We start from the raw sequence: 22,676 nt of genomic DNA on the forward strand, positions 1-22,676 counted from the left end.
TTGCAGCTTATTGAACTTCTATGTAAAACGAACTTAACGCTGACTTAACGTGCGCGATTCTTCGCGAGCCTCACCAGGGGGGGATTGACCTTCATCAACCCCCGCTGTTTCTTCCAGGATTCGCCCCCCTTCGCGCTCCAAATCGTCCAGCTGACCGTTGTTTATTGCCCAACCGAAAATACCCACAATCATCAGCACCAGCAGGACCGAAAGAGGGATTAGCAAATACAGGATGTCCATCGTCAGGAAGCCTTGGCAGACAGGGCCAGGCGTTGCGCATTCAGAACCACAAAAACAGAGCTGGCGGCCATGCCCAGACCCGCTGCCCAGGGCGGCAAAAAGCCCGCCAGCGCCAGCGGAATGCAGGCAAAGTTGTAGACCGCCGACCAGGCCAGGTTTTGGCGTATGACTCGCTGGGTGCGCAAGGCCATCTCGCGCGCCGCGGCCAAATCCGACAAGCGGCCGGACAGCAGCAGCGCATCGGCCGTGGCCCGGGCCAGCATGGCGCCCTGCCCCATCACCACGCTGGCATCGGCCCGGGCCAGCACCGGCGCATCGTTGATGCCGTCGCCCACCATCAGCACACAGCGCCCTTGCGCCTGCAGCGCGGCCACGGCCGCCAGCTTGGCGTCCGGGTCGGAGCCCCCCTGGGCGGTCTGGATGCCGGCCTCGGCCGCCAGGCGGGCGACCCGCTCCTGGCCATCCCCCGAGAGCAGCACGGTACGCAGGCCCAAGGCGTGCAGGCGCGCCACCGCCTCGCGAGCATCGGCGCGCAGGACCTCGCCAAAGCGCAGATGCAAAATCCCCTCGCCCGCACCGAAGCAAAGCTGGGAGCCCTTTGAGAGCTGGGCGGCGGAGGCCGCGCCCATGACCCAGTCGGGCCGCCCCAGGCGCAAGACCTGACCCCGGGCGTCACGCGCCTGCAGGCCCAGGCCGGCAAACTCCTGCACCTCGCTCCAGACCTGAGCGTCGGGCTGTGATTCATCGCCCGCCAAGGCACGGGAAAAAGGATGTTGTGAATGCCGGGCCAGGCTGCGCGCCTGAGCCAGCAAGGCAGCTTGCCGCGCGGCCGGCGCGCCCTCGACCCAGGATTGCAGCAACTCCATGCGGTCCTCGGTCAGCGTGCCGGTCTTGTCCAGCACCACGGTGTCGATGCGGCACAGCGACTCCAGCAAGTCCAGGCGCACCAGCAGCAAGCCCCGCTTCGCCAGCGCGCTGGTGGCCGCCAGCCAGGAGGCCGGCGTCGCCAGGGAGAGCGCGCAGGGGCAGGTCACGATCAGCACCGACACCGCCACCCAGACGGCCCGAGAGGGGTCCAGCCAGCTCCACAGGGCCGCGCCAAAGGCCGCCAGCAAGAGCACGGCCCAGAGGAAGAAGGCGGCAAAACGATCGGCAAACAGCAGGGCCGCCGGCCGCTGCGTCATGGCGTCCCGCATCAGGCGTTTGATGCCTTCATGGCGGGTATCCGCCCCCACCCGCAGCACTCGCAGCACCAGCGGCGCCTGCAGATTCATGCTGGCCGCCACCACCTCATCGCCCGGATTCTTGGGCACGGGCTCGGACTCGCCACTCAGCAAGGCCTCGTTGGCCGCGCTGCTGCCGCTCTCCACCACGCCGTCGGCCGGGAAGGCCTGACCGGCGCACACCCGCACCCGATCACCCACGGCCAGGCGGGCCGGCGCGACCTGGCTGCTGCGGCCGTCCGCCTCCAAGCGCTCCACCGTCTCGGGCAGGGCCGCGCTGGCCCGCTCCAGCGTCACCGCCGCGCGATGGCGGGCGCGCAGTTCCAGCAAGCGGCCCGCCAGCAAAAAGGTGACGAACATGGTCAGGGAGTCGAAATAGACCTCGCGGCCAAAGATGCCGCCGGGCTCGAACAAGGCACCGCTGCTGGCCACAAAAGTAACGGCCATGCCCAGCGCCACCGGCACATCCATGCCCAGGCGGCGCGCCTTCAGCTGCTGGTAAGCGCTTTTGAAAAAAGGGCCGGCCGAGAACAGCAGCACCGGCAAGCTCATCACCCAGCTGGCCCATTGCAGCAAGCGATCCAGATCGGGACTCAGATCGCCGGGCTCGGCGAAATAGGCCGGCGCGGCCATCATCATCACCTGCATCATCAGGAAGGCGGCGACGAAGAGCCGCCACAAAGCCTGCCTGTGCTCCTTCTCGCGCAGGACCCGGGCCGGCGCCGCCGCATCGGGCGCGGCGCCATAACCCGCACGTTCGATGGCGGCAATCACATCCGCCAGGCTGCTGCGGCGGGGGTCCCAGCGCAGCTTGAGCCGCGCGCTGGCCGCGTTGACGGTGGCGCCAGCCACACCTGGCACTTCGCCCAGAGCCCGCTCGATGATGCCCGCGCAGGCCGCGCAATGCAGGCCGGAGAGCTGGAACTGGGATTCCGCCAGCGCGGCCGGACTGGGCTCGGCCAGCAACTCGCCACGCGGCCCAATCCAGCGGGTGAAGGGGCTCAGCAACAAAGGATCGTCCAGCGCCAGGCCGGCAGCCAGAGGGGTGGGGAGCGAGAGAGCGGTGGTCATCATGCGTGTGGTGGCCCCAAGGCATGGAAGACGCCCTAGGCAGCATAATCTAGGCGAGCCCAAGGATCAGGCTCATGATATAGATCAAGACCGCCATGCTAAGAATGATTTTTACCACCCTGTTGCTTGGCTGCTGTGGGGTCTGCGGGACGGCCTTCGCACAAGCGGCGGGTTCCGGCCAGGCCCAGCAACTGCCCATCGTCCAGATCACGGCGGGCATGCATCTGATCAAGGCCGAGGTGGCCCGGACCTTCGAGCAACGCCAGATCGGCCTGATGCACAGGCCCAGCTTGCCGCAGGGCGAGGGCATGTTGTTTGTGTTCGAGGAAGCCAATCCGCAATGCTTTTGGATGAAGAACACCTTGATCCCGCTGTCCATCGCCTTTGTGGCGGATGACGGCACGGTGCTCAATCTGGCCGATATGCAGCCCCTGTCCGAGCGCTCCAAATGCTCCGCCAAGCCGGTACGTTATGCCCTGGAGATGAATCAGGGCTGGTTTGCCAAGCGCGGCATCAAGCCGGGCAGCAAGCTGCGCGGCGGACCCTGGCCTCCGTGAACCAGGCACAAAAAAACCGGCCGAGGCCGGTTTTTCTTTGGCGAGCCGAAAGGCTCAGCGAACTCAGGCGAAGTTGGCCTGAGCGAAGTCCCAGTTGACCAGATGGTTCAGGAAGGTCTCGACGAACTTGGGGCGCAGATTGCGGTAGTCGATGTAGTAGGCATGCTCCCACACATCGATGGTCAGCAAGGCCTTGTCGGCGGTGGTCAGCGGAGTGCCGGCGGCGCCGGTGTTGACGATGTCCAGCGAGCCGTCGGCCTTCTTCACCAGCCAGGTCCAGCCCGAGCCGAAGTTGCCCACGGCGCACTTGGTGAAGGCTTCCTTGAAGGCGTCCAGGCTGCCCCATTTGGCATTGATGGCGTCTGCCAGGGCACCGCTCGGAGCGCCGCCGCCATTGGGCTTCATGCAGTTCCAGAAAAAGGTGTGGTTCCAGATCTGGGCCGCGTTGTTGTAGATGGGGCCGCTGGACTTCTTGACGATTTCTTCCAGGCTCAGGGCTTCAAACTCGGTGCCCTTTTGCAGATTGTTCAGGTTGACCACATAGGCGTTGTGATGCTTGCCGTGGTGGAACTCCAGCGTCTCGGCGCTGTAGTGGGGAGCCAGGGCGTCCTTGGCATAGGGCAAGGCGGGCAAAAGATGTTCCATGTTTCAAACCTCGTTGCGTTAAAAATTCGAACCGACTGGGTCGCGCTGGATTGTAGGTAGCTTGTTAAGCCCCTGCGCCGCTGTTGACAACTTGCAATTGGGCTTCGCCATCGACCAGCACGGCATGCACCTGGCGCCCGGGCGGCAGTTGCGCCACCGAGCTCAAGGCCCTGCCCTCGCCATCATCCAGCCAGGCATAGCCGCGCGCCAGCACCTGCTTGGGGTCCAGCGCCGCCAAGCGGGCTTGCAAGCCTTGCAAGTGCTGGGCCTGCTCATGCAGACTCAGAGGCGCGGCTCTGCGCAGGCGCTGCGTCAGGCTGTCCAGGCGCTGGGCTCGCAAGGCCTGGCTGCGGGGCAAGACCTGAGCCCAGCGCTGGGCCAGCAGCTCGACCTGGCGGCGCTGGCGGCTCAATAACTCGCTGGGCCTGGCCAGGCGCAGGCCGACACGGTCGAGGCGCTGGGCGCAGGCATCCAGGCGCTGCTCGAGCCGGCGCCTCAGTGCGGTCTGCAGAGCATCCAGGGCATCGAGGCTGGCCTGGCGCGAGGGTGCGGCCAACTCGGCCGCGGCCGTGGGCGTGGGCGCGCGCAGATCGGCCGCCAGATCGGCCAGGGTCACATCGGTCTCATGGCCGACGCCGCAGATCACCGGCAGGGCCGACTCCACCAGGGCGCGCACCAGCCGCTCGTCATTGAAGGCCCACAAATCCTCCAGCGAGCCCCCGCCGCGCACCAGCAGCAAGGCATCCACCTCGGCCCGCTCATTGGCCACGCGCAAGGCCTGCACCAGCTGGGCCGGCGCCTGCTCGCCCTGCACCAGGCTGGGGTAGACGATCACCTCGATATGGGGCGCCCGCCGCGCCAAGGCGGTCAGAACATCATGCAAGGCGGCCCCGGCGGTGGAAGTGATGACGCCCAGCCGCCGCGGGAATGCCGGCAAGGCGCGCTTGTCCGCCGCATCGAAATAGCCCAAGGCCTCCAGCTTGGCCTTCAGCCGCAGGAATTGCTCGTACAAAGCACCCGCCCCGGCGCGGCGCATGCCTTCCACGACAAACTGCAGCTCGCCACGCGGCTCGTAAAGCGTCAGCCGGCCGCGTAACTCCACCAGGGCGCCATCGCCCGGCGAGAAGTCCAGCATGCTGGCCGCCCGCTTGAACATGGCGCAGCGCAAAAGGCCGACCTGGCCCTCGGCATCCTTGAGGCTGAAATAGCAATGGCCGCTGGAGGCGCGGGTAAAGCCCGAGATTTCGCCGGCCACCACACAGACCGAGAAGCGCGCCGCCAGGCTGTCGCTGACCGCATTCAGCAAGGCCGCCACGCCCCACACCAGACGCGGCGCGGCGGGCGCCATGCGCCCCTCGTTCAAACGCCCTTCCATCAAGCCTGCAGCTCCCCGGCTGTCCACACCCGCCAAGCCGAAACTAGGCTGGCGATGGATACCGTCATGCTGCCGTCACACGCATATAAGCGATTGTTTTTCAAGTTATTTTTCCTGCCCAAGATTTAAGCAAACTGTTCCAGGCCTTGATTTTCCTTGGCTTGCGAGCAGCGGCCCGAGGCTTGCCCACAAAGTTATCCACAGCGGCGGTGGATTGTTTTTCTGGCCATCCCAGGCCCGGGCTTGAAACAGATCAAGCCCGTCTCTTTGCCTGCGCCCAAACGGCCGGAGCGCCGGCCCGAATCTCGCGCCCGGCTCGGCTCGGAGGCCTCGGCTTGGGGCCATAATCGCGCGCAATACCGAACGCAGGCGGCCGGCAAAAACTCATACCGCCCGCGACGACTCACGCATCAACGACAGGGGTAAGTCTTTGTTCTCCATCATACAAGCCGCTGGCTGGCCGATTTGGCCCTTGCTGATCTGCTCCGTTCTGGCCCTGGCCCTGGTGATAGAAAAATTCGCCAGCCTGCGCCGCAGCCGCGTGGCCCCGCCGCGCCTGCTGGACGAAGTCCTGGGGCTCAGCCAGCAAAGCCTGCCCACGCCGGACATGATCGACCGTCTGGCCGAGAATTCCCTGCTGGGCAGCCAGTTGGCCGCCGGCTTCCGCGCCGTGCTGGGCGAGCCCGATCTGAGCGAAGAGAAGCTGCGCCAGACCTTCGAGCTGGCGGGCCGCCGCGCCATCCATCAGATGGAACGTTATCTGAACACCTTGGGCACCATCGCCACGGCCGCCCCGCTGCTGGGCCTGCTGGGCACGGTGGTGGGCATGATCGAGATCTTCGGCAGCCAGGGCCAGGGCGCCACCGGCGGCAACCCGGCCCAGCTGGCGCACGGAATTTCGATTGCGCTCTACAACACCGCCTTCGGCCTGATGGTGGCCATCCCCAGCCTGATGCTGTATCGCTATTTCAAGGGCCGGGTGGAAGAGTATGTGCTGGAGCTGGAGCAGGCCAGCGACCGCTTGCTGACCCAGCTCAAACGCTATCTACCCTAACGAGCTTTTCGCACGGAACCCTGCGCATGAAATTCAGGCACCGCCCGGCCGAAGAGCCCGAAATCAATCTGATCCCCTTCATCGACGTCTTGTTGGTGATCCTGATCTTTTTGATGCTCTCCACCACCTACTCCAAGTTCACCGAGTTGCAGGTGAGCCTGCCCACGGCCGATGCCGACAATCTGAAGGACAGGCCGCGCGAGATCGTGGTGGCCGTCTCGGCCGATGGCCGCTATGTGGTCAATTCCCAGGCCGTCGAAGGCCGGGCGGTGGAACTGCTCAGCGGCGCCCTGAGCCAGGCCGCGGCGGGCAATAGCGAGATCACGGTGGTGGTCTCGGCCGACGCCGCGGCCGCCCATCAATCGGTGATCAATGTGATGGACGCGGCCCGGCGCGCGGGCCTGTCGCGCCTGACCTTTGCCGCCCAATCCAACCCGCGCTGAGGCAGCGCGAGCTCCATGGCACAGGGTTTCGCGGCGCGCCTGCAGCGCGAATGGTATGCCGCCCCCGGCACGCTAAGGCCCTGGCTGAGCGGCCTGCTGAGGCCGCTCAGCCTGCTTTACCGCGGCCTCAGCGGCCTGCGCGCCCTGCTCTACCGCTGCGGCCTGAAAAAGACCGCCACACTGCCGGTGCCGGTGATCGTGGTGGGCAATTGGATCGTCGGCGGCGCGGGCAAGACGCCGACCACCCTGGCCTTGCTGAAACAACTGCAAGCCCTGGGCCTGCGCGCCGGCGTGATCTCGCGCGGCTATGGCCGCAATAACGACGAGTTGCGGCTGATCCAAGCGGACAGCCTGGCCTGCGAAGTGGGCGACGAGCCGCTCTTGATCCATCTGCGCAGCGGCGTGCCGGTGGCCGTGGGGCGCGACCGCGTGGCCGTGGCGCAAGCCCTGCTGCAAGCCCATCCCGAACTGCAATTGCTGATCAGCGACGACGGGCTGCAGCACCTGCGCCTGCCGCGCGATCTGGCCGTGCTGGTGTTTGACGAACGCGGCCTGGGCAACGGCCGCCTGCTGCCCGCCGGCCCCTTGCGCCAAGCACCCCGATCCTGGCTGGCGCCCACGGAACTGGTGCTTTACAACGCCGCCCGGCCCAGCACCGATCTGCCCGGTCATCTGGCCCAGCGCCGCCTCGGCGGCGCGCTGCGCCTGCAGGACTGGTGGCAGGGCCAGGCGGCCAGTCCGCAGGCCTTGCAGGAGCTGCGCCAGCGCCCGGCCCAAGACTTGCTGGCCACGGCGGGCATGGCCCATCCACAACGCTTTTTCCAGATGCTGAGCGAGCAAGGCCTGCGCTTTCAATCCCTGCCCCTGCCCGACCACTACGACTTTGCCGAGCTGCCCTGGCCCGCCAGCACCCCGGCCGTCGTGCTGACGGAAAAAGACGCCATCAAGCTGCGGCCGGAGCGCTGCGGCCAGACCGAGGTCTGGGTCGTGGCGCTAGACTTCCAGCCTGATGCGGCCTTCCAGGAGGCGCTGCACGAACGACTGCAGGCCTGGGGCCTGCCCGTCCACGAGCCGCAGCACTGAACATGGCCCCACGGGCCTGCTGCCGGCTCCGCTCGTTTTTCCCACTCATCTCTCTCTGCCCTGGACCATCGCCATGGATACCCGACTGATCGAAATACTGGTTTGCCCCCTGTGCAAGGGCCCGCTGGAAGACCTGCGCTCGGCGCAGGGCCGCGAACTGCTGTGCCGGGCCGACCGCCTGGCCTTTCCGGTGAAGGACGGCATCCCGCTGATGCTGGAGAACGAAGCTCGCAGCTACGACCCCGAAACCGAAGGCGTGGCCAGGGAATAAGCCCATGTCATTCAGCGTCATCGTCCCCGCCCGCCTGGCCTCGACCCGCCTGCCGGGCAAGCCTCTGGCCGATATCGAAGGCCTGCCCATGATTGTGCGGGTGGCGCGCCGCGCCGCGCTTTCCAAAGCCCGGCAGGTGGTGGTGGCGACGGACTCGCCGGCGGTGCTGGGCGCCTGTGAAGCGCATGGCGTGCAAGCGGTGCTGACCCGGGCGGACCATGTCTCCGGCAGCGATCGCCTGGCCGAGGCCTGCGAGCTGCTGGGCCTGGACGGCACCGATCTGGTGGTCAATGCGCAGGGCGATGAGCCCCTGATCGCACCCGCCATGATTGACGCCTGTGCCGAGTTGCTGGCCGCCCGCCCGCAATGCGTGATGAGCACGGTGGCCCACGCGCTGGACGACACGCCGGAGGGCGCGGCCGAGTTTGCCAACCCCAATGTGGTCAAGGTGGTGACGGACAAGAACGGCCTGGCGCTCTATTTCTCGCGCGCGCCCATGCCCTTCTGGCGCGATGGCCAGGGCCAGCCCAGCCCCGGCTCGGCCTTGCGCCACGTCGGCCTCTACGCCTATCACGCCGGCTTTCTGCGCCGCTTCCCTGGCCTGAGCCTCAGCCCGCTGGAACAGATCGAGTCGCTGGAGCAATTGCGCGTGCTCTGGCATGGCGAGCGCATCGCCGTGCACCTGAGTCCCGAGAAGCCAGGGCCCGGGGTCGACACCCCCGAGGATCTGGAGCGCGTGCGCGCGGTCTTCAAGGCCGGCCGAGGCTGAGCCCTGAATTGAACCCGGGCCTAGGGCAAATATGCAGGCCTGCGTCAGGCTGACGTAGGGCAGCCCATGCTATCCTCGCCCGCAGTTGACGAGGGCTTTGCCGGCCAGGATCCGGGTCGGCAAAGCCCTTTTTAAAGTATCAAGGAGACCCATGCGACTGATTCTTCTGGGCGCCCCCGGCGCCGGCAAAGGCACACAAGCGGCCTTCATCTGCCAGAAATTTGGCATCCCGCAAATCTCCACCGGCGACATGTTGCGCGCCGCCGTCAAGGCCGGCACCCCTCTGGGCCAGCAGGCCGATGCGGTGATGAAGTCCGGCGGCCTGGTCAGCGACGAGCTGATCATCAATCTGGTGAAGGAACGCATCGCCCAGCCCGACTGCGCCAAGGGTTTCCTGTTCGACGGCTTCCCCCGCACCATTCCGCAAGCCGATGCGATGAAGGCCGCGGGCGTCAAGCTGGACTTCGTGCTGGAGATCGATGTGCCCTTCGAGGCCATCATCGAACGCATGAGCGGCCGCCGCTCGCATCCGGCCTCCGGCCGCAGCTACCACGTCAAGTTCAACCCGCCCAAGGTAGAGGGCCTGGACGATGCGACGGGCGAGCCCCTGGTGCAGCGCGATGACGACAAGGAAGAAACTGTCGCTAAGCGTCTGGAGGTCTATCAGGCCCAGACCCGCCCGCTGGTGGACTACTACTCCAGCTGGGCCGCCGCCGGCGATGCCGCCGCCCCCAAGTACCGCCGCATCGAAGGCCTGGGTTCGGTGGACGACATCACCCAGCGCGCCCTGGCCGCACTGGGCTAAACATCCATGATGCGGGGTATCACCCCGGAGCGTGGAACACTTCCACAGTAAGGCGCATCGGCCGCAGGCCGATCCCTCCCACTCTCAAGGCCGCCCCAGTTCACTCGAGGCGGCCTTTGTTTTGGGCTTCAATTTACGTTTACGTCAACGTAAACTAAGCCACCCCAACCCATCAGACTGCGGCGGCTCAGCACGCAGACAAACAAGGAGATCTCATGGAAATCGCAGGCAAGGTATTCATCGTCACCGGCGGCGCTTCGGGCCTGGGCGAGGGCACGGCACGCATGCTGACGGCCCACGGCGCCAAGGTCGTCATTGCCGACCTGCAGCTCGAGCGCGGCGAGGCCATCGCCCAGGAGCTGGGTGGCGCCTTCGTCAAGGCCGACGTCAGCCAGGAGGCCGACGGCCAGGCGGTGGTCGCCAAGGCCCTGAGCCTGGGCAAGCTGATGGGCTTGGTGAACTGCGCCGGCATCGCGCCGGCCGTCAAGACCGTGGGCAAGGAGGGTGCGCATCCGCTGGCCGCCTTCAACAAGGTCATCACGGTCAATCTGATCGGCAGCTTCAATATGATCCGCCTCGCCGCCGAGGCCATGAGCAAGAACGAGCCCGAGTCCACCGGCGAGCGCGGCGTGCTGATCTCCACCGCCTCGGTGGCCGCCTACGATGGCCAGATCGGCCAGGCTGCTTACGCGGCCTCCAAGGGCGGCGTGGTCGGCATGACCCTGCCCATCGCCCGCGATCTGGCCCGCAACGGCATCCGCAATATGACCATCGCCCCGGGCATCTTCGGCACGCCCATGCTGTTCGGCATGCCGCAAGAGGTGCAGGACGCGCTGGCCGCCAATGTGCCCTTCCCTTCGCGCCTGGGCACGCCCAATGACTATGCCAAGCTGGTGCACCAGATCGTCACCAACGAGATGCTGAACGGCGAGGTGATCCGCCTGGACGGCGCCATTCGCCTGGCTCCGAAGTAAGCCCCGGGACGCCCAGGGCGCTCGCCAAACAAAAAAGGCCTCGGCATATGCCGAGGCCTTTTTTTATGCATGCTGTCCGCGACAAAGCCTGCACCAGGCTCCGTCAAAATCAGGCATTAGCGCTTGCGCGACTGGATGATCCAGAGGCGGGCCAGTTCGGCCGAGCCGTCCGTGCCCTTGACGCTGCGCCAGGTCGCCGTCGCCTTGGCATGATCACCGGCCATGGACTGCGCCATGCCCAGATACAGCTTGGCGTCCTCGGGTCGCTTCAGATTGCCCTTGGCAATGCCGTCCTCGATGATCTTGGCTCCCTTGGCGGCGGCACCACGGAAGGCATAGGCCAGGCCCACATTGATCTGGGCATTGCCGTCCTTGGCCTCGTTGGCCGCGCGCTCGGTCTCGGCTTGCGCGGTCTTGGCATCGGCGATGCGCTTGACCAGCAAGTCCAGCAGGCGCTTGTGACGCGCGCCCTCTGCACCCTGACCCAGAATGCCCGCAGCCATGCCCTTCTCGACCACGGCCTTGCCCTCTTCCGGGTAGCCCGCTTGCGCAGACAGCTGAGCCATTTCGAAATAATCGTTGGCATCCTTCAGATTGCCGGTCGCCAGCTTCAGACGGAACACATCGAGATTGAAGCGATCCGAGAAGCCCTTCTTCTGCTGCAGGCCGCCCAGGACCTGGGCCCACAATTCCTTGCGGGGGTAGTAGTTCAGCAGGCGCTCGACGGCGAAGCCTTCGGCGGCCGAATCACCCTTCTTCATCGCCGCGCTCAGCAGCAGATTGAGCTTGTCCTGGCTGGGCGTACGGCCGGCCTTCTCATCGGCCGAGATGTCTTCCTGGGTTTCCTTGACGATGGAGCTCATGTCACCGGACAGGAACTGCGCATTCGTCAGCACCTGCTTCATGGCGGGGCTGTTGCCACCTTCCTTGAAGTAGCGCTGCGCCCAATTCAGCGCCTTGGCATTGTCCTTGTTGCGCAGATAGGTGCCCGCAATGGCTTCGATCATGCGCAGTTGGTCTGCGCCGCTCAGCTTGCCACTGGCCTTCATGGCTTCGAAGCCCTTGACCATGGAGTCGGCATCGCTAGCACCCGAAGCGGCGGCCACACGCATGCCTTCCAGCGCGTAGTTCTCGGTAGCGTTGCGGCCACCCACGGCCTCGGCCTCGCGCACCTTGGCCAGAGCCTCCTTGAACTTGCCCGACTTGATCAAGGCGCTGGCATCCTTCAGGTGCTTGCCCACTTCGGGGCGCACGCCTTCAGATTGAGCCTGAGCTTGCGCGAAGCCAAACTGGCCGTTCGGCGCTGCATTGAAACCGAAGGCCGCCACACCCAGGGCAAGCGCTGCCAGGGTCTTGAGTTGCTGGGGCTTCTTAGTCGTTTTCGTCATCGCTTCATTCCTCACTCATACATTCAATGCTCTCGGCACTGGCAACAGCCCGAGCGCACGCGTTCAAAATTTTCCAGGCACGCGATCATTGCACAAAGGCCAAAAAAAACGCGCCGCCCTTGCGGGAAGCGCGCCTTTTGATTGCGCATCAAATGATCAATGCCTAATACGGTCCGCGAGGGCCGTCTTACTTGACGTACTGCTCGTTGCCGACCATGCCCATCTTCTTAACGCCAAGGCGTTGAGCAGAGGCCATCACGGCAGCCACATAGCCATAGTCCACCAGCTTGTTCGGCTTGATATGGACTTCGGGCTGATCGGGCTCGGCCACCACTTCGGCCAGCTTGGCCGTCACCGAAGCCATATCGGCCAAGGCCACGCCATCCCAGCTGACAGTGCCGTCGAAGTCGATATAGACCTCATGCACCACCGGCTCTTTCAGCGGCTGCTGATTGCTAGGAGGCGGCATATCCAGGTTCACGCTGTGCAGCTGAATTGGAATGGTGATGATCAGCATCACGATCAAGACCAACATGACGTCGATCAAGGGCGTGGTGTTGACGTCCATCATCACTTCCGGCTCATCGCTGCCGGACGAGCTGCCTACATTCATTCCCATGCTTTAGCTCCTGGCTTCTACTCAACCGCCCTTTGCGGGGGGTTCGGTGACGAAGCTAACCTTCATGATGCCGGCACGCTGGCATGCGTAAACAACACGGCCAACCGACTCGTAACGCGACTTGTCGTCACCACGCACATGCACTTCGGGCTGCGGATTCAACACCGCCACCTTGCCCAGGCGTTTGACAAGATCGTCGGTGTCATTGACCAGGGTGGTGCCCCAGTAGATGTCACCTTCTTTTGAAACGGATATTTCAATATTCTCCGGCTTGGTCACCCGGATGACGTTGGTCTCCTTGGGGAGGTTCAACTTCACCGAGCTGATCACGGCCGGAATGGTGAGGAGGAAGATGATCAAGAGCACCAACATCACGTCCACGAGGGGCGTGGTGTTGATGGTCGAAACCACTTCGTCTTCGCCGGAAGAGGATCCGACATTCATTCCCATGGTCGCTTCTCCGCGCTTTTTGGTCTTACTTTGCGATTGCTAAGCAAGCCTGGATTTAGCGCTTGGCAACTTGGCGATTGCCCATCAGCACGCCGTGCAGATCAGCAGCGAAGGCACGCACTTGGCCGACCACGGACTTGTTGCGGTTCACCAGCCAGTTGTAACCCAGCACGGCGGGCACAGCCACGGCCAGACCGATAGCGGTCATGATCAGCGCTTCACCCACGGGGCCAGCAACCTTGTCGATCGAAGCCTGGCCGGCCACACCGATGGCGGTCAGCGCTTGCAGAATACCCCACACCGTGCCGAACAGGCCGATGAAAGGCGAGGTCGAACCGACGGTAGCCAGGAAGCCCAGGCCAGTCTGAACACGCGATTGCACTTCAGAGACCGAGCGCTCGATGTTCATGGTCACCCAGGTGCTGTGATCGATGTTCTCGGTCAGGGCGCCTTCGTGGTGCTCGGAAGCTTCGATCGCGGAAGCAGCGATGTAGCGGAAAGCGCTGCCTTCGGACAGGCCCTTGACGCCTTCAGCCAGGCTGGACTTCTTGAAGAAGGTGGCACGAACTTCCTTGGCTTCCTTGCCCAGCTTCTGGGTGTCCCACAGCTTGGTGATCAGGATGTACCAGCTGCCCATGGACATGATCAGCAGCAGCGCCAGCACGCCCTTGGAGACCATATCGCCGTGAGCCAGCATGGCTTGCAGGCCATAGGGATTGTCCATGGCAGCCTTGCCGGTAGGAGCAGAAGGAGCAGCTTCAACAGCAGCAGGAGCGGCAACCTCAGCGACAGCAGAAGCGGCTTCAGCAGCTTTTTGTTCCTGAGCTTGGGCGGGCGAGAAGCCCAGGGTCGCAGCGATGGCGATGGCGGCGATCAAGCCGGAAAGACGAGAGAACATGAAGTCAACTCCTACGGAAGAAATCTGAATCTGGTTGGGGAAAATTGGAACGGCGGCTTGCCGTTCCTTATGAAAAACTAAGTCGCATGCTTTTGGCAACGACCAAGCAAATGTCTCAGTCAATCTTGAACAGGAATTCCTGAACAAAGACGTGGTCGCCCGGGCACTCGTAGGTGTCCTTCAATGTCGACTCGATCAAGGCAACCATTGCACGCTGAGCCTTGCGATCAACGCCGCCACGCAGCGACTTAACTTCGATCGAAGCCACTCGACCGGCCTTGACCGTCGCCGTCACTTCGTACAAGGCCTCGCCACTCCAATTGACCGAAGGCTGCTCCATCTTGCCCATCTTGGTGCAAACCGCGCCAGCGCGCAGCGGGCCAGCCGGCTTGGGCGCCGCAACTGGTGCAGCAACAGGTGCCGGAGCGGGAGCGGCCTTGACCACTTGCTGAGGCGGCGCCACTTGCGAAGACTGGATCGCAGGCGCATTCACCGGCGGCGGCGCCGTCACCTGGAACTCGGGCGGAGGCACATAAGGTGGCGGGGGAGCCTTCAGATCCGGGGGCGGCGGCACCACCTTCTCGGGCGGCGGCGGCGGCTTGACCTTCTCTTCGATGACCTTGGTCTCGATCGGACCTTTCACCATTTCCACGGCCTTGCGCGCCAAACCACTGGCCAGAGCCCAAGCGATCAAGACGTGGATCAAAACCACCACGCCAATGCCCGTGAACCGGGATGGGCCGTTCTTCTCCTGCGCAAAGTTCATGCGCGCTCCTTCATTTGACTGCGAAATACTTTCATCAACACACCAGGGGAAGTTCGACTCTACGCATCAAAACGAGCGGATGAACCGCTCAAAATCAGCGCCCGTCAAGCCCAGGTCAAGAGCAGATTGCCGGAGGCGCTAGCAGCGTGAGGCCCGAACAAGCGCGCGGCTTGCGTCGGGTGACCGTCGATCGCTCACGCGCAAAGCGTGAATGCGGCGGCGCTGATTGCAGCGTGGACACAAAACTCAAAACCCGGGTTCTCAAAGAGAGCCCAATTCAACCATCTGCCCGCGAACCTTCACCGCGGACTCGCATAGGATCCACTCGCAACCCGCAAGTGCCTGCTGCAATCGATTCTTAAGCTGGCCGCATCATAAACGAGAAAGAAAGTGCCTCATTCATGGGGCTTTCCCGCAGCTTACAAGCAGCGCCCGATCAGCTCGGAAGCCTCATCTAGCACAGCTGAGTAGCTCAGATCACGACACTGGTATTTTAGTGGTGTTGAACTTCGGCGTCTTCAGTTTTAATCCTAGTACTAACCCGAATGCGGCCGAGAGCCGCTCTTCCAGTCGCCCACGACAACACATCAGCCCACTCCATACGGGCACAACTCCACATAAGCAGTTGACCAGGGGAGTCGCTTGAAACCGAACTCGAGGTCGCTTGAGATGGATACCGCCGCCATGCCTCCGCATACAAGGGGCCATGTATTTTTTTCCGATCCCTCGACGCCCAAGACCTCGCAGCGAACAGCGAGGCAACAGCGCCCGCCGGAGGTCATGGTCTCGTAGAGCAATTGATCCATGAGCAGGAGCGCTATCTGCGCGCACTCAAGCAATGCTCATTGCTGCGGCAATAAGGGCGAGCCACCACGGCGACTTCACTTGGACGCAGCGGCTTCGGCGCTGGAGTCTTGAGAAACCTGATTACGTGCCGGCACAAGCACGCGAACGGCCAATCACGCCTCGCACGGCCAGCCAGGAGCACGAAGCAGCGACTGGGTGCGACGGACCCATGAGCACCCGGACTCCAATAACTAATTTCCCCGCGTGGCAGGTTGCTGAGCCCCCATGGCATCGCGCACGGACTCAGCGCCAACCTTCTTCACCCCGGAATTCGCATCCGAATCGCGACGCGGCAAGTTGGAACCCGTCGTGTAGCTGCGCTCCTGAACTGCGGCAGTCGCCGGCCCATCCGGACTCGCGCAAGCCGATAGCAACAACGCCCCCGACAGAGAGAAAACAACCATCAAACCATCAAAAATCTTCATAGTCCGCCCCCTTGTTATCCAAATCAGAATGAGTTCAACCGAGTAGGATGCATATTTCAATGACAGCTTGCATCCTATCTCGGCCAAAATAATATACGGCCTTTGCCAGTGCTTGCACACCAACAAAGGCCACTTCAGTCAATCAGCTGACAAGTGATCAGAACGCGTAAGAGCCATTCAAGTAGAAGGTACGACCACGTGGATCATAGTACCGGCTGTCATACCCCATCGCGTGAGACTTACCAGAACCGCCGGTTGCCAAGGTCAGGGGCGGCGCAGCATCGAACAAGTTCTTGGCACCTGCAACCAAGGTGATTGAGCGCGTCGCAGCCCATGCCGTCTGCCAATCAACAGACAGATAGGATGCCACCGGCAAACGAACATTCTTCAACCGAGCGCCGGTCCGCACACCATTCGCATCCACCTCATACAAAGTGCCTGCGACGGCATCCTTGTATCCAGACAGATAATTGACGTTGAACGCATGCGTCCAATCACCCATCTTCACGGTATTGCCGATATTCAGCTTGGTGCGGAATGTCACCGTACCCAGATTCGCGTTATTGTCACTCACCGACGAATAATACGGACCGTTAATCTTCAGCTGACCCACATCCCGGATCATGTATGTACCCTGAATATTGGTCGTGAACTTTATCGGACCATCAGTCCAACGGAAAATCACATCAACATCCAACCCAGAAGTGTATGACTTGCCCAAGTTCAACTGCTGGTCCACAAAAGCCAAATAAGATCCTGTGGGCGACTTATAGACCGAGAAGTTCGATCGATTTTGCAGCGGAGCACCAAATGCTTCTTGCTGCGTCAGCGAACCAAACGTGTCTTCAATACCAACCCACCAGTAATCCGCGCCCAAGGTAACCGATGAGCTAGGCTCAATACGGAAACCCAGGGTTGCTTGCCTAGACTTCTCGGGCTTCAGATCTGCATTGCCACCGTCGAATACATCATATTGCAACCCATCCGGGCGGCATTTCGCACCCAATTCAGTTGCCAGCTTCTGCAGGTCTGCGGTGCATTTGTAGCCATCATCTGTAGAGCCGGCCAAAGCGCGTGGCGCATACAACTGGTTCAGGGTTGGCGCGCGATAACCCGTACCCACACCACCACGCAACAGCAGACTCCTGAAGGGGGTAAACCGGAAGCTCAGCTTGCCGGTAACAGAACTGCCTGAGCCCTCGAAATTATCGCCGCGCAGTGCTGCATTCAATTCCAATTCCTTCAACACCGGCGCGACCAACTCAGCATAAAGACCGGTGACATTTCTCTTCGCGCTGTAAGGAGTCAGCACATTGGCGTCACCAAAGCGAACATCCGGCTGGCTTGGATCATCAACGCGCGGAACCTTGCCTTGGGCCAATGCACTGTAATCGGTGGAATAGCCTTCATTGGCAAAATAGACGCCAGCACCTACCCCCATAGCGCCACCACGGAGCTGCATCAACTCGCGAGACACTCGCAATTCAACGGTGCTGCGCGTTGTCTTGTCGCTCGAGTACTTCTCGGAACCAGGAATCAAGACCGACGATAACGCGGTCATCGCAGCAGCCGACTGTTGACCGGGGCCGACAAAGGGATTCCACAAACCAGAATTCAACAGCTGCGAGAAGCGGCTGTCATATGGGTAACCCTCATTAAACTGACGAGTCTTGGTTTCATTGTAAGAAGCGGCCAGATTGTAATCCCACCCTGCCAAAGTTCCTTCCAACGAACCCCAAATACCCGCAAAATCACGTTCATCCTTAGAAATCCGCGGCCCCAGATCCATCCCGCGATAATAGACCGTGACATCAGGATTGGCGACATCCCCAGCCTGCAGCGGGCCACCATTATTATACTCGATTTGATCCGCCCTGTTATAGCCCATCTTATCCAGATAACTCTGAAATGGACCATCCGCCTTTACACGAATTTCACCTGGCACTGGCGCAATCTTCGCGGTCGATTTTGTCTTGCTGAAAAGCGAATCCACTTTCAACAGGGCGCTGCCAACTTTCGCCGTACCGGTCGCCAACAAGCTGGCGCGCTCGCGCTCAGGGTAGATTTGCACTGTCGACGCAAAGTCAAAAGTACAAGAAGTATCATCCGTGGTAATGTGCCGCTCCGGGCACTTCCCCGTCGTCAGCAAGGCATAGTTGTTAAATCCATTGGCCATGTCTGCATTGCCAGGGATGCCACGACCAGATCCATAGACAAATTGGTAGGTCTTGCCATTCACTTGCGGATACAAAATGCCAGACTTAGAGAAATCTCGATCAGCGGCAAATAGTTGCGAGCGTTTTTCATATGAACCAGAGACGGAGATGTTAAAGCCATCCTTCTCCAGATCACCAAATCCCTTGCTGAGGCTGACGCGCTTCTCCTCGGCACCCGATTTTGGATAGGAAAAACCAACTGAAATATCGCCGGCCGTGCTGTCACGCTTGGTAATGAAGTTCACCACGCCTGCCACCGCATCCGCGCCGTAAATTGCCGAAGCGCCGTCCGTCAGGATTTCCACACGCTCCAGTGCCGCGATTGGAATGATATTCAGGTCAGCAGGTCCGCCCGCATCACCCACCACGCGGCGTCCGTTCAGCAGCACCAAGGTTCTGTCTGCCCCCAAATTGTGCAAAGAAATGGTGACCGATCCGCCACCGCCACCGCCGATCGAAGTCGCCTCATTAAGACCGCCCTGGAAAACTGCCAGATTCTTCATCAGGTCGACCACTGAAGTCGCACCGGTACGGGCAATCTCGGCCTTGGTCATCACCTGCACCGGCAATGCACCTTCGTTTGCAATGCGCTTGATGGACGAACCGGTGACTTCAACCCGTTCAAGCTGAGCTTGCTGCTGAGCGATGGCTGAATGGGTCAAGGCACCAAACGCCACCAAAACACCGACACAAACCTTGGTTTTCCTAAACATATTTACTCCTGCGAACATGGACGAGACGTCGATAGACGGAATGCAGAAACAAGCTGTCATAGCGCTGCGGATACAGAAACGCTTCAACCTGCTCTTGCGCAAAGCCATTCTTTCCGCTTGGCACCTGAATCGGGGCTAGGGTCAACTCCTAGGTACAACGCGAGCACAAGTGACGATCGTCACACTCCAAATTGTCAAATTTGCCCTAAATAGGCCTTTTTCCCGGGTGAAGCCACGCTTTTCGCACATCGAACCAACGTGGGCGGACGAGCCATGGTCAGCGCCAAATACGGGTTTACCGATGCCATCAACCGTTGCCGATCAACAACAGGCAAAACGTCTGGTTCAAGCGCCTGCGGCGAGCCGAGCAAAGCCTACGCTGATGCGGACAAACACCAGGCGACGAGCCTAGCCGGTCAATCACTCAACCCCAGCGCTTGGGGTGTTGCAGACCTTCTTTTGGCGACAGACGAGGTACGGCTTCCAAGAGTTTTCGGGTGTATGCCTGCTGGGGATGAGCCAACACCTCGGACGACGCGCCACTCTCCACAATCCGCCCCGCCCGCATCACCGCCACTTCATCCGCCACATACTCCACCACCCCGATGTTGTGGGTGATGAACAAGAAGGACAGGCCGCGCTCGCGCTGCAGGTTTCGCAGCAGATTCAGGATTTGCGCCTGCACCGACACATCCAGAGCCGAGGTCGGCTCATCACAAACGATCAGCCGCGGCTCGACGGCCAAGGCACGCGCAATCGCCAGGCGTTGCCGCTGGCCGCCAGAGAACTCATGCGGCCAACGCGTCAGGGCATCCCGCCGCAAGCCCACCTGATCGAGCAATAACTCAAGATTTCGGCGGCGTGCAGCGGAATCCAACTCAGGCCGCAGGGCCAGCAGGCCCTCCTCCAGGATTTCCTGCACCCGCATGCGTGGATTCAGGGACGCAAAAGGATCCTGGAAAATGATCTGCACCGCGCGGCGCGCGGCCAGCAGGGCCGCACCGTCCAGCTTGAACAGGTCCTGCCCCTCCAGCAAGGCCTCGCCCGAGATCGCAGCCGTGCGACGCAGCAGCTGAACAATCGCCTTGCCCGAGCTCGTCTTGCCGCAGCCCGACTCGCCCACCAGGGCCAGGGTGCGCCCCGGTGCGATGCGGTAGCTGACGCCATCCACCGCGACAAAACGCTTGGCCTTGCCGCCCAGCCAGGAGGATGGGGAAGCGAACTCGACCCGCAGATTTTTCACCTCCAGCAAGGCCGGGCCCACCCCTGCCTCGGCAGGCGGCCGGAGCGCTATTTCTGCTGGTCTGGCAGGCGGGGGCGCGGCCCCGGCGGCGGCCTGCGGCTCGCTGTAAAGCAAGCAGCGTACCTGGTGCTTGCCCCCGTCTTGGCCTAGCTCACCGCCCGCGACACCCGAATCGCTCAGCGCCGGCCGCTGGCCATGGCACAGGGCCCAGGCCCGGTCGCAACGCGGTGCGAAACGGCAGCCCTCAAAACTCATCCACAAAGGCGGCACCGTGCCGGCGATGGCCGCCAGGCTCTCGCCGCGCTTGCCAGCGTCCGGCAAGGCCTGCAAAAGTAAACGAGCATAGGGATGCTTGGGGCTGGCGAAGAAGGTGGCGGCAGGCGCCAGCTCGATGATCTGGCCGGCATACATCAGGGCCACCTGATGAGCCATGCCGGCCACCACACCCAGATCGTGGGTGATCAAAAGCACGCCCAGGCCACGTTCACGCTGCAGATCGCGCAGCAGATCCAGGATCTGCGCCTGTATGGTCACGTCCAGGGCGGTGGTGGGCTCGTCGGCGATCAAGTAATCGGGCTCGGCCGCCAAGGTCATGGCGATCATGACCCGCTGTTTTTGCCCACCGCTCATGCGGAAGGGGTAGTCGTCGATGCGCCGGGCCGGCTCGGGGATGCCCACGCGGTCCAGCCAATCGATGGCCTTGGCACGCGCCGCGGCGCCGCGCAGCGGTGTGTGGGTTTCTATGGCCTCGACGATCTGCTCGCCGATGCGCATGACCGGATTCAGGCTGGTGGAAGGTTCCTGAAAAATCATGCCGATGCGCCCGCCGCGCACGGCCCGCATCTGCGCCTCGGGCAAGGCAAAAACGTCCCGCTCATCCAGCAGCAGACGGCCACCGCTGATGCGCCCGTTATCGGGCAGCAAACGCATCAGGGCCAGGGCCGTCATGCTCTTGCCACAGCCGCTCTCGCCCACCAGGGCGAAGGTCTCGCCGCGCTGCAGGCTCAGCCGCATGCCGTCGATGGCGCGCACCAGACCAGCCTCGGCGTCCAGGCTGACCTTGAGGTCTTCGATCTTCAACATATCAAACGCATGCCGCTTCTTGTTTCTTGGCCAGGCTGGGCACGCGAGGGCGCAACTGGCGCGCACGCGGGTCAAAAGCGTCGCGCACGCCATCGGCGAAGAGATTGGCGGCCAGCACCAGGGTCACCATGAAAGCAAAGGCCGCCGCAAAACTCCACCACACCAGCGGGTCGCGAGACATCTCGCTGCGGGCCAGATTGATCATGCCGCCAAAGCTATTCATGCTCGGGTCCACGCCCACGCCCACATAGGTCAGCACGGCCTCGTAAAGAATCAGCTCGGAGAAACTCAGCACCACGCTGATCAGCACCAGATGCATCACATTGGGCACGATGTGTCGGGCCATGATGCGGACGTGGCTGACACCAAAGGCGGTGGCGGCCTGCACATAGTCCAGCTCACGCAGCTTGAGCGTCTCGCCCCGCACCAATCGGCACAGGCCGGCCCAACCGGTCAGGCCCAGAATCAGGCAGAGCAGAAACATCTTCAGATCGGCCCGCTCCGCGCCGGTCTCGTAGGCCTCGGGGTGGGTGTCAAGAAACACCTGCACCATCAGCACGCAGGCGGCGATCAGGAGCACATTGGGCACCGAGGTCAGGGTGGTGTAGAGGTACTGGATCAGCTCGTCCACCCAACCCCGGAAATAGCCGGCCAGAACACCCAGGCAAACGGCAAAAGGCAAGGTCGCCAGGGTCGCCAAGGCGCCGATCACAAACGCCGTGCGTATGCTTTTGAGCGCCTGCACCAGCACATCGTTGCCGGTGCGGTCGGTGCCAAAGACATGGTAGTGCGGCATCAGCATCAGCACCGGGCCTGTCAGCAAAGCCATCACGCCCAGGGTCAGCAAGACGGCTCGCCAGGGGTAGTGCGTGCGGTCCGCCGCCAGGTCTTTGCAGGCTTGCGCGAAACCGCCATGCGCGCGCGCCAGCAGGGCCGCCGCGGCGCCGAACAAAAACAGCGTGAACGCCAGGCCCGCGGCCAGACCCAGCCCCGCCCGGCTCAATACATCGTCCAGCCATTGCTGCCGCGGCTCGCTCAGATGAGCGCCGCCGAACTGCAGGCGTGGGTAGTCCCGCCGTACACCGGCGGACGCGTTCAAAGCCGGGTCCGCTGCACCCGCCGTGTCCAGCACCACTTTGTTGAAGCCCAGATAGGCCAGGGGTTGGGAATAACTCGTCTCCCGCATGGCAATCTGCCGGGCCAGCAGCAGATCCAGCAGGGAGCGGGTGCGGGTGTCGTAGGAAGCACCGCCCTGCCCCGCCTGGTCGGCTTGCGTTGCCGTTTGAGCCCTCGGCACATCGTCCAGGCGAGCGCGAAAATGCACGCTGTCCAGCAGGGTCAGCAGCAGGAAGAAGGCCAGCACCACGCCCGAGCTGGCCGCCACCGGGTCGCGCAAGACCCGCTGCCAGGTGGCGCGCAAGGCGGCATGGCCGCGTATGCGCAGGCCGTAAGCTAACAGGGCGAAGGCCATCAGCCACAGGGCGGCGTCGGTCCAGAGCAGAACGAATTTGAAGTCCAT

The 22,676-nt window shown here is 62.7% G+C and carries 20 protein-coding genes; 8 read left to right on the top strand and 12 right to left on the bottom strand.

All coding sequences use genetic code 11. The annotated features are described in order from the left end of the window. Positions 1–33 precede the first annotated feature (33 nt). Positions 34–240: a cbb3-type cytochrome oxidase assembly protein CcoS gene (ccoS, locus tag HNP55_RS01980; protein ID WP_184295652.1), complete on the bottom strand. Its 207-nt coding sequence runs from the start codon at positions 238–240 to the stop codon at positions 34–36. A gap of 2 nt (positions 241–242) precedes the next feature. Continuing rightward, entirely contained in the window at positions 243–2,537 is a 2,295-nt protein-coding gene (locus HNP55_RS01985) for a heavy metal translocating P-type ATPase (RefSeq protein ID WP_246448105.1), read from the bottom strand. Between the two features lie 92 nt (positions 2,538–2,629). Here HNP55_RS01985 and HNP55_RS01990 point away from each other — a divergent pair, with 92 nt between their 5' ends. After that, positions 2,630–3,091 (top strand): DUF192 domain-containing protein, encoded by a 462-nt coding sequence (locus HNP55_RS01990; RefSeq protein WP_184295653.1) that lies wholly within the window; start codon positions 2,630–2,632, stop codon positions 3,089–3,091. A 63-nt stretch (positions 3,092–3,154) separates the two neighbouring features. Here HNP55_RS01990 and HNP55_RS01995 read toward each other — a convergent pair whose 3' ends face one another. Both HNP55_RS01995 and xseA read right to left on the bottom strand, forming a co-directional pair. Beyond that, the gene (locus tag HNP55_RS01995; RefSeq protein WP_184295655.1) at positions 3,155–3,736 is read right to left on the bottom strand and encodes a superoxide dismutase; all 582 of its coding nucleotides are present in this window, start codon (positions 3,734–3,736) and stop codon (positions 3,155–3,157) included. A gap of 64 nt (positions 3,737–3,800) precedes the next feature. Then, complete coding sequence (gene xseA, locus HNP55_RS02000) at positions 3,801–5,111, bottom strand: exodeoxyribonuclease VII large subunit (RefSeq protein ID WP_221439424.1); 1,311 nt, start codon at positions 5,109–5,111, stop codon at positions 3,801–3,803. Positions 5,112–5,541: 430 nt separating this feature from the next. On the opposite strand from xseA, the gene HNP55_RS02005 reads away from it, so the two are divergent. The 7 genes from HNP55_RS02005 (at position 5,542) to HNP55_RS02035 (ending at position 10,510) form a co-directional block, all read left to right on the top strand. Then, entirely contained in the window at positions 5,542–6,165 is a 624-nt protein-coding gene (locus tag HNP55_RS02005) for a MotA/TolQ/ExbB proton channel family protein (RefSeq protein ID WP_184295657.1), read from the top strand. Between the two features lie 26 nt (positions 6,166–6,191). Then, positions 6,192–6,608: an ExbD/TolR family protein gene (locus HNP55_RS02010; protein WP_184295659.1), complete on the top strand. Its 417-nt coding sequence runs from the start codon at positions 6,192–6,194 to the stop codon at positions 6,606–6,608. Positions 6,609–6,623: 15 nt separating this feature from the next. After that, positions 6,624–7,691 carry a tetraacyldisaccharide 4'-kinase gene (gene lpxK, locus HNP55_RS02015; protein ID WP_184295661.1) on the top strand — a complete coding sequence of 356 codons (1,068 nt, stop codon included), beginning with the start codon at positions 6,624–6,626 and terminating at the stop codon, positions 7,689–7,691. 73 nt (positions 7,692–7,764) lie between these two features. Beyond that, on the top strand, positions 7,765–7,962 hold the full coding sequence (locus HNP55_RS02020) for a Trm112 family protein (protein WP_184295663.1): 198 nt from the start codon (positions 7,765–7,767) through the stop codon (positions 7,960–7,962). Positions 7,963–7,966: 4 nt separating this feature from the next. Further along, positions 7,967–8,731, top strand: a complete 765-nt coding sequence (gene kdsB, locus HNP55_RS02025) for a 3-deoxy-manno-octulosonate cytidylyltransferase (RefSeq protein WP_184295665.1) — start codon at positions 7,967–7,969, stop codon at positions 8,729–8,731. Between the two features lie 151 nt (positions 8,732–8,882). Further along, entirely contained in the window at positions 8,883–9,536 is a 654-nt protein-coding gene (gene adk / locus HNP55_RS02030) for an adenylate kinase (RefSeq protein WP_184295667.1), read from the top strand. A 215-nt stretch (positions 9,537–9,751) separates the two neighbouring features. Then, positions 9,752–10,510 (top strand): 3-hydroxyacyl-CoA dehydrogenase, encoded by a 759-nt coding sequence (locus HNP55_RS02035; protein WP_184295669.1) that lies wholly within the window; start codon positions 9,752–9,754, stop codon positions 10,508–10,510. A 116-nt stretch (positions 10,511–10,626) separates the two neighbouring features. Here the strand turns inward: HNP55_RS02035 and HNP55_RS02040 are convergent, their stop codons facing one another. The 8 genes from HNP55_RS02040 to HNP55_RS02075 all read right to left on the bottom strand — a co-directional run bounded on the left by HNP55_RS02040 (position 10,627) and on the right by HNP55_RS02075 (position 22,676). Then, positions 10,627–11,898, bottom strand: a complete 1,272-nt coding sequence (locus HNP55_RS02040) for a hypothetical protein (protein WP_184295671.1) — start codon at positions 11,896–11,898, stop codon at positions 10,627–10,629. Between the two features lie 187 nt (positions 11,899–12,085). Further along, positions 12,086–12,517 (bottom strand): ExbD/TolR family protein, encoded by a 432-nt coding sequence (locus tag HNP55_RS02045; protein WP_184295673.1) that lies wholly within the window; start codon positions 12,515–12,517, stop codon positions 12,086–12,088. A gap of 21 nt (positions 12,518–12,538) precedes the next feature. After that, the gene (locus HNP55_RS02050) at positions 12,539–12,967 is read right to left on the bottom strand and encodes an ExbD/TolR family protein (RefSeq protein WP_184295674.1); all 429 of its coding nucleotides are present in this window, start codon (positions 12,965–12,967) and stop codon (positions 12,539–12,541) included. A gap of 55 nt (positions 12,968–13,022) precedes the next feature. Further along, positions 13,023–13,865 carry a MotA/TolQ/ExbB proton channel family protein gene (locus HNP55_RS02055; RefSeq protein ID WP_184296662.1) on the bottom strand — a complete coding sequence of 281 codons (843 nt, stop codon included), beginning with the start codon at positions 13,863–13,865 and terminating at the stop codon, positions 13,023–13,025. Positions 13,866–13,980: 115 nt separating this feature from the next. After that, positions 13,981–14,631 (bottom strand): hypothetical protein, encoded by a 651-nt coding sequence (locus tag HNP55_RS02060; RefSeq protein ID WP_184295677.1) that lies wholly within the window; start codon positions 14,629–14,631, stop codon positions 13,981–13,983. A gap of 1,428 nt (positions 14,632–16,059) precedes the next feature. Further along, entirely contained in the window at positions 16,060–18,831 is a 2,772-nt protein-coding gene (locus tag HNP55_RS02065) for a TonB-dependent receptor plug domain-containing protein (protein WP_184295679.1), read from the bottom strand. 424 nt (positions 18,832–19,255) lie between these two features. Further along, positions 19,256–21,157 (bottom strand): ABC transporter ATP-binding protein, encoded by a 1,902-nt coding sequence (locus tag HNP55_RS02070; RefSeq protein ID WP_246448107.1) that lies wholly within the window; start codon positions 21,155–21,157, stop codon positions 19,256–19,258. Between the two features lies 1 nt (position 21,158). Then, positions 21,159–22,676 (bottom strand): ABC transporter permease, encoded by a 1,518-nt coding sequence (locus HNP55_RS02075; protein ID WP_246448109.1) that lies wholly within the window; start codon positions 22,674–22,676, stop codon positions 21,159–21,161.

Source organism: Roseateles oligotrophus (genome assembly GCF_014204525.1).
Taxonomy (GTDB): Bacteria; Pseudomonadota; Gammaproteobacteria; order Burkholderiales; family Burkholderiaceae_C; genus Paucibacter_A; species Paucibacter_A oligotrophus_A.

Excerpts from the sequence above, each read along its gene's own strand:
- ccoS (WP_184295652.1), bottom strand. The coding sequence starts at position 240 with ATGGACATCCTGTATTTGCTAATCCCTCTTTCGGTCCTGCTGGTGCTG.
- HNP55_RS02065 (WP_184295679.1), bottom strand. The coding sequence starts at position 18,831 with ATGTTTAGGAAAACCAAGGTTTGTGTCGGTGTTTTGGTGGCGTTTGGT.
- HNP55_RS01985 (WP_246448105.1), bottom strand. The coding sequence starts at position 2,537 with ATGATGACCACCGCTCTCTCGCTCCCCACCCCTCTGGCTGCCGGCCTG.
- HNP55_RS02070 (WP_246448107.1), bottom strand. The coding sequence starts at position 21,157 with ATGTTGAAGATCGAAGACCTCAAGGTCAGCCTGGACGCCGAGGCTGGT.
- kdsB (WP_184295665.1), top strand. The coding sequence starts at position 7,967 with ATGTCATTCAGCGTCATCGTCCCCGCCCGCCTGGCCTCGACCCGCCTG.
- HNP55_RS01995 (WP_184295655.1), bottom strand. The coding sequence starts at position 3,736 with ATGGAACATCTTTTGCCCGCCTTGCCCTATGCCAAGGACGCCCTGGCT.
- HNP55_RS01990 (WP_184295653.1), top strand. The coding sequence starts at position 2,630 with ATGCTAAGAATGATTTTTACCACCCTGTTGCTTGGCTGCTGTGGGGTC.
- HNP55_RS02020 (WP_184295663.1), top strand. The coding sequence starts at position 7,765 with ATGGATACCCGACTGATCGAAATACTGGTTTGCCCCCTGTGCAAGGGC.
- HNP55_RS02040 (WP_184295671.1), bottom strand. The coding sequence starts at position 11,898 with ATGACGAAAACGACTAAGAAGCCCCAGCAACTCAAGACCCTGGCAGCG.
- HNP55_RS02060 (WP_184295677.1), bottom strand. The coding sequence starts at position 14,631 with ATGAACTTTGCGCAGGAGAAGAACGGCCCATCCCGGTTCACGGGCATT.
- HNP55_RS02050 (WP_184295674.1), bottom strand. The coding sequence starts at position 12,967 with ATGGGAATGAATGTCGGATCCTCTTCCGGCGAAGACGAAGTGGTTTCG.
- HNP55_RS02075 (WP_246448109.1), bottom strand. The coding sequence starts at position 22,676 with ATGGACTTCAAATTCGTTCTGCTCTGGACCGACGCCGCCCTGTGGCTG.
- HNP55_RS02010 (WP_184295659.1), top strand. The coding sequence starts at position 6,192 with ATGAAATTCAGGCACCGCCCGGCCGAAGAGCCCGAAATCAATCTGATC.
- HNP55_RS02055 (WP_184296662.1), bottom strand. The coding sequence starts at position 13,865 with ATGTTCTCTCGTCTTTCCGGCTTGATCGCCGCCATCGCCATCGCTGCG.
- adk (WP_184295667.1), top strand. The coding sequence starts at position 8,883 with ATGCGACTGATTCTTCTGGGCGCCCCCGGCGCCGGCAAAGGCACACAA.
- lpxK (WP_184295661.1), top strand. The coding sequence starts at position 6,624 with ATGGCACAGGGTTTCGCGGCGCGCCTGCAGCGCGAATGGTATGCCGCC.
- HNP55_RS02045 (WP_184295673.1), bottom strand. The coding sequence starts at position 12,517 with ATGGGAATGAATGTAGGCAGCTCGTCCGGCAGCGATGAGCCGGAAGTG.
- HNP55_RS02035 (WP_184295669.1), top strand. The coding sequence starts at position 9,752 with ATGGAAATCGCAGGCAAGGTATTCATCGTCACCGGCGGCGCTTCGGGC.
- xseA (WP_221439424.1), bottom strand. The coding sequence starts at position 5,111 with ATGGAAGGGCGTTTGAACGAGGGGCGCATGGCGCCCGCCGCGCCGCGT.